The following is a 5,045-nucleotide window of genomic DNA, read 5'->3' on the forward strand; positions in this document are numbered from 1 at the left end:
ACTGGATATAGTATCTCGGTAGGGACAACTTCTGGTGGAACGGATATTATAGATAACCAAGATCTTGGAGATGTAACAACTTACAACTTGGTATCAGATTTACCTGAAACAACAACCATATATGTTACCATTACACCATATAACGCGGTGGGTAATGCAGTAGGATGTTCTGAGGAAGCATTTACAACTGAAACGCTACCTACGCCTCCTAACTGTACCACTTTAACTAGTCCACTAGACAATGCAACTGACGTAGATATTACTACAGATTTAAGTTGGAATGCGGCGACTGACGCAACTGGATATAGTATCTCGGTAGGGACAACTTCTGGTGGAACGGACATTGTAAATAACCAAGATCTTGGTAATGTAACAACTTACAACTTGGTATCTGATTTACCTGAAACAACAACCATATATGTTACCATTACACCATACAACGCGGTGGGTAATGCAGTAGGATGTTCTGAGGAAACATTTACAACTGAAACACTACCTACACCTCCTAACTGTACAACTTTGACTAGTCCACTAGACAACGCAACTGACGTAGACATTACTACGGATTTAACTTGGAATGCGGCAACTGATGCAACTGGATATAGTATCACTGTAGGGACAACTTCTGGTGGAACGGATATTATAGATAACCAAGATGTTGGTAATGTAACCACTTACAACCTAACATCGTACTTACCAGAAACAGCAACAATATATGTTACCATTACACCATACAACGCAGTGGGTAATGCAATAGGGTGTGCTGAGGAAGCATTTACGACTGAAACATTACTATACCCTCCGACATGTACAACATTAATTAATCCAATCAATAATGAAACTGACGTTGTTTTAGACACTAGTATTGACTGGGAGTTGGTTGCTACAGCTGACGGTTACACCATCTCTATAGGCTCTACATCTGGTGGGACTGATATTGTAAATAATCAAGATGTTGGTAACACAACCTCGTATACTGTAGTGGATGACTTAATTCAAAACCAATCGTACTTCGTGACCGTAACACCTTACAACGCTGACGGTGAGGCACAGGGCTGTTCAGAAAGTAGTTTTACAACATTAACAATTCCTAAAAATGATGTAAAATATGGTTTCTCACCAGATAACGATGGTATAAACGACTTCTGGCATATCGAAGGTATAGAAATGAATCCTAACAACACCGTTACCATTTTTAACCGTTGGGGAGATATGGTATTTCAAATTGAAAATTATAATAACACCACTAATGTCTTTAAAGGTATAGCCAATAAAAAGACTAAAATGGGTGCAGATGTATTACCAGAAGGAACTTACTTCTTCCATTTTGATATTGATGGCCCTCATAATTTCGACAAATTAAAAGGATTCGTAATTATAAAAAGATAATCCCAAAGCAATGAATATTACAAAAAAAACAATCACACTTGTCATAATTATAGGGTTCACCTACTGCTTAAAAGCACAACAAACCCCTACTTTTTCAGAGTATAACTATAACCCATTTATCATTAACCCAGCATACGCTGGGTTAACAGAAAATACAGAGTTTACATTAAGCAATACTGGCTTTTTCAATCAATTTGATGGCAGCCCAAAAAGTTTCTCTTTTAGTGGACACGGATCTTTAAATAGAAACAAAATAGGAATTGGTGCTGGTATAACACGTGATAAAATTGGGGTCACAACCTCTACCGCTTTTTTCGCTGCCTATTCTTATAAAATATTTTTCGACTTTAAAAGCAATAGACCGTATTGGCAATTGTATGACGCTGGAGTCTTATCTTTTGGTATCACTGCTGGATTACAACAGTATCAAAATAACTTAACAGAATTGGGGATTTTAGACGACCCTAAGTTCTCACAAGATATAAACGCAACAATTCCTACAATAGGGTTCAGCGTTCTATTCAATCATGCCTCATTTTATGTTGGACTTTCGACACCTAATGTTATGGGAGACCGTCTAGCGTCCGATAGTGATTTAGTATTAAACAGTCCCTATTATGGCTACATTGGGTACCGTTTTTATAATAATCGTTTTAAAGATTTTATGATCAAACCAAATATCCTGCTAAAACACGAAGAAGGCGCACCACTTCAAGCAGATTTTAATGTGTCACTTAGTTATAAAAACAAACTAGAAATTGGTACAGGGTATAGAACCAGTAATGCTATAAACTTTTTAGCCGGAGTCTATCTGTATAAGCATTTACGTGCAATATACACTTACAACCTAGCTAACAAAAACACAACTTTTGGAAGTACACATGGTATAATACTAAGCCTTCAACTTGGTGACGGTTACAGTAATGATTAATTTTTTCAGTACATCCATAAACAAAAACAGACGCTTTAATTAGTGTCTGTTTTTGTTTTATATAAATGCATTTAAAAATCCAAAATGGGCAGATTCATTAATAGTTGTCATTCAAAACACAATAAATACAGTGTTGATATTGATTACAAAATAAAAGAGGTATTAACAGAACCCTAGATAAAACACCTCCAGAATATGACAAGTTAAAAGCAATCGCAATCCAATACCTTTAATGATAGAGGCTAATCAAAAATACGTAGTTATACGTATTGTACTTGCAAGTGCATTATTGTAATTTAGCTTTTAATTATACAGCTATAATAAAATGAAACTTATTTGATATAAGTTACTAAAAGTTGTCATAACGGGAAATATAACCCCAAAAACAACTATATTAGTTGTCATATAACCAGTTAGGCAACATTTGAAAAAAAACTCGCAGAATATTAACAAACTAATTGAAATGGACAGTTCACTCATTCTGACTTTCGAAAAAACAATTAAAATTATAGCTTCGATAAAAATAAAGAACTATAACAATTAAACCAATGAAAAACATCGTACTCATTCTTATCGGATTTTTAACAATTCAAACGTTTGCTCAAAGCAAGAACTTTATTGATCAACCATTTTTAGAAACAATTGCGGAAATCGACACTTTAGTTACACCAAACAAAATTCATCTGGTAATAATATTGAACGAAGAAGACAACCGAAATCGAAAATCAACAGAGGAATTGGAGGCTTCAATGTTGAGAGTTTTGAATTCACTAAAACTTGATTTAGAAAAAAACCTTTCGCTTTTAGATTATAGTAGCGATTTCAAAAAATACTTTTTAAGCGGACAAAAAATACTAAAAACCAAAATGTATTCATTAATTGTTAATGATGCACAAACTGTTGGAAAAGTAATGGCAGGATTGGAACGTGAAGAAATATCAAACGTATCTATTACAAAAACGGAATATTCTAAATCTGACCAATTATTACTGAATTTAAAAGCAAAAGCAATTTTAAAGGCAAAACAGAATGCCGAAAAAATGGTTGAACCTCTAAATCAGAAAATCGGAAAAGCTATTTACATTTCGGATTTAGAAACTGAATCAATAACAAGTCAATTACAAGGTAGAGTTGCAGGTGTGCAAATAAGAGGATATTCGAGTATTTATGGAAGTCGAGCTCAAGAAGACATTGTGATTGATTTTGAGAAAATGAAGTTTTCAACAAAAGTAAAAGTGAAATTTACAATTGAATAAAAAACGTTGCCTAACAATGTGTATAATTCATTGCTAGTTAGAGCTTACTTACGAAAGTCCTCGCGGACTTTCTATCTGTGATTTATTTGCTAACTTTAGTACTTAAAAACGCAACGAAATCATACACCAACCGTTGCCATTCATTTAAGAACGAATTAGAATTATGACAGAAAAAGATAATCGAGAGAAACTTTTTGACAAGATTATGTCAATTACGAATTCAACTATTGATGATTTAATTACAAATTCTGATCAAGATAAAGGAGTATTAATTTATAATGAAATTAAGCCTCAAATTAAAGAATTAAAAGATTATTTGCTTAACATTTCTCTTGAAAATTTATACGAATTACCAGAAAGCAGGTTTAATATTTTAAATAGTGCTCTGAATCCTATTTTTGAGGAAATAGGAAAAATTCAAACTACCGAAAAAAATCCAAACCAAACAGATTCGCAACAAAAACAAAGAACTGTTCAATTTTTCACCTATAAAGCAAATCAAGGTGGAAATGGTTACTTTGAAAAAGAAAAAGAAAAAATCTGGCAAATAATTTTAGAAGCTATTACTTTAGAAAACAGAAAATCTCAAGATGATTCAATAGCTTCGAAAAAAGTTAAAGAACTTGAGAAGATAATTAAAGGAGTTAAAAGTTCTGAAAATGAAATTACAAGTATTCTAAATTCCGCAAAAACGGAATTATCAAAAGGTGGTGTTAGTAAACATTCTGATATTTTTGGTAGTCAAGCAGAAAAGCATAAAACGAATGCTAAAACTTGGAGAAAAAATGCAACAGGCTTATTAGTATTAAATTCTATCGTAATCATTTCGATTTTAATAATAGTTATTTGGATTGTAAGCGATAAGACATTAAGAATTCAAGTTGGTATATTTGGAGCAGCATTAGTTTCATTAGTTTCATACGCAGTTGTTTTGTGTGTGAAAAATTATTTTGCTGAAAAACACAACCAAAATGTGAATCAACATAGAGCTAATTGTTTAGGAACTTATAACACTTTTATAGATTCAGCAGATGAAGAAAGAAAAGCAGCAGTTTTAATTCAAGCTACTAATACTATTTTTTCTCATCAAAATACGGGATATTTAAAAAAAGAAGGAGAAAGTACAAATCCAAACCCAATAGTGGAAATAGTAAGAAATGTAACAAAAGGAAATACAGAATAAAAAAACGAAATGGCAACACCGTATATAATTTATTGCTAGTTCTAGCCTACTTACGAAAATCCTCACGGATTTTCTATTCGGTTTTTATTTGCTAAATTAGGCACTTAAAACACGCAACAAACAAACCATATACAAAAACGTTGTAGCACATTTAAGACTTGAACTTTCCTGAAATAGGTTGACTAAAAATCAAACAATTAATTACAGTCACTTATGAAAACACAAAATGAACACTGGCGAAAAAAAAGCTACCAAAAAGCCACTTTAGAAACCAAACTTTTAGTCG

Annotated in this window: 4 protein-coding genes; all 4 read left to right on the forward strand. The window is 32.7% G+C overall.

The features are described from left to right. Positions 1 to 1,389: T9SS type B sorting domain-containing protein (locus JAO71_RS15615; RefSeq protein ID WP_203001720.1), on the forward strand; the 1,389-nt coding region annotated here is incomplete at its 5' end. 10 nt (positions 1,390 to 1,399) lie between these two features. Next, on the forward strand, positions 1,400 to 2,320 hold the full coding sequence (locus JAO71_RS15620; RefSeq protein ID WP_054850776.1) for a PorP/SprF family type IX secretion system membrane protein: 921 nt from the start codon (positions 1,400 to 1,402) through the stop codon (positions 2,318 to 2,320). A 548-nt stretch (positions 2,321 to 2,868) separates the two neighbouring features. Further along, on the forward strand, positions 2,869 to 3,576 hold the full coding sequence (locus tag JAO71_RS15625; protein ID WP_116822557.1) for an SIMPL domain-containing protein: 708 nt from the start codon (positions 2,869 to 2,871) through the stop codon (positions 3,574 to 3,576). A 163-nt stretch (positions 3,577 to 3,739) separates the two neighbouring features. Next, positions 3,740 to 4,759, forward strand: coding sequence for a hypothetical protein (locus JAO71_RS15630; RefSeq protein ID WP_203001721.1), 1,020 nt, complete (start codon positions 3,740 to 3,742; stop codon positions 4,757 to 4,759). Positions 4,760 to 5,045 lie beyond the last annotated feature (286 nt).

It is taken from the genome of Olleya sediminilitoris (assembly GCF_016785945.1).
GTDB classification, from domain to species: Bacteria; Bacteroidota; Bacteroidia; order Flavobacteriales; family Flavobacteriaceae; genus Olleya; species Olleya sediminilitoris.

Coding starts and splice junctions, on each gene's coding strand:
- JAO71_RS15620 (WP_054850776.1), top strand. CDS start 1,400: ATGAATATTACAAAAAAAACAATCACACTTGTCATAATTATAGGGTTC.
- JAO71_RS15625 (WP_116822557.1), top strand. CDS start 2,869: ATGAAAAACATCGTACTCATTCTTATCGGATTTTTAACAATTCAAACG.
- JAO71_RS15630 (WP_203001721.1), top strand. CDS start 3,740: ATGACAGAAAAAGATAATCGAGAGAAACTTTTTGACAAGATTATGTCA.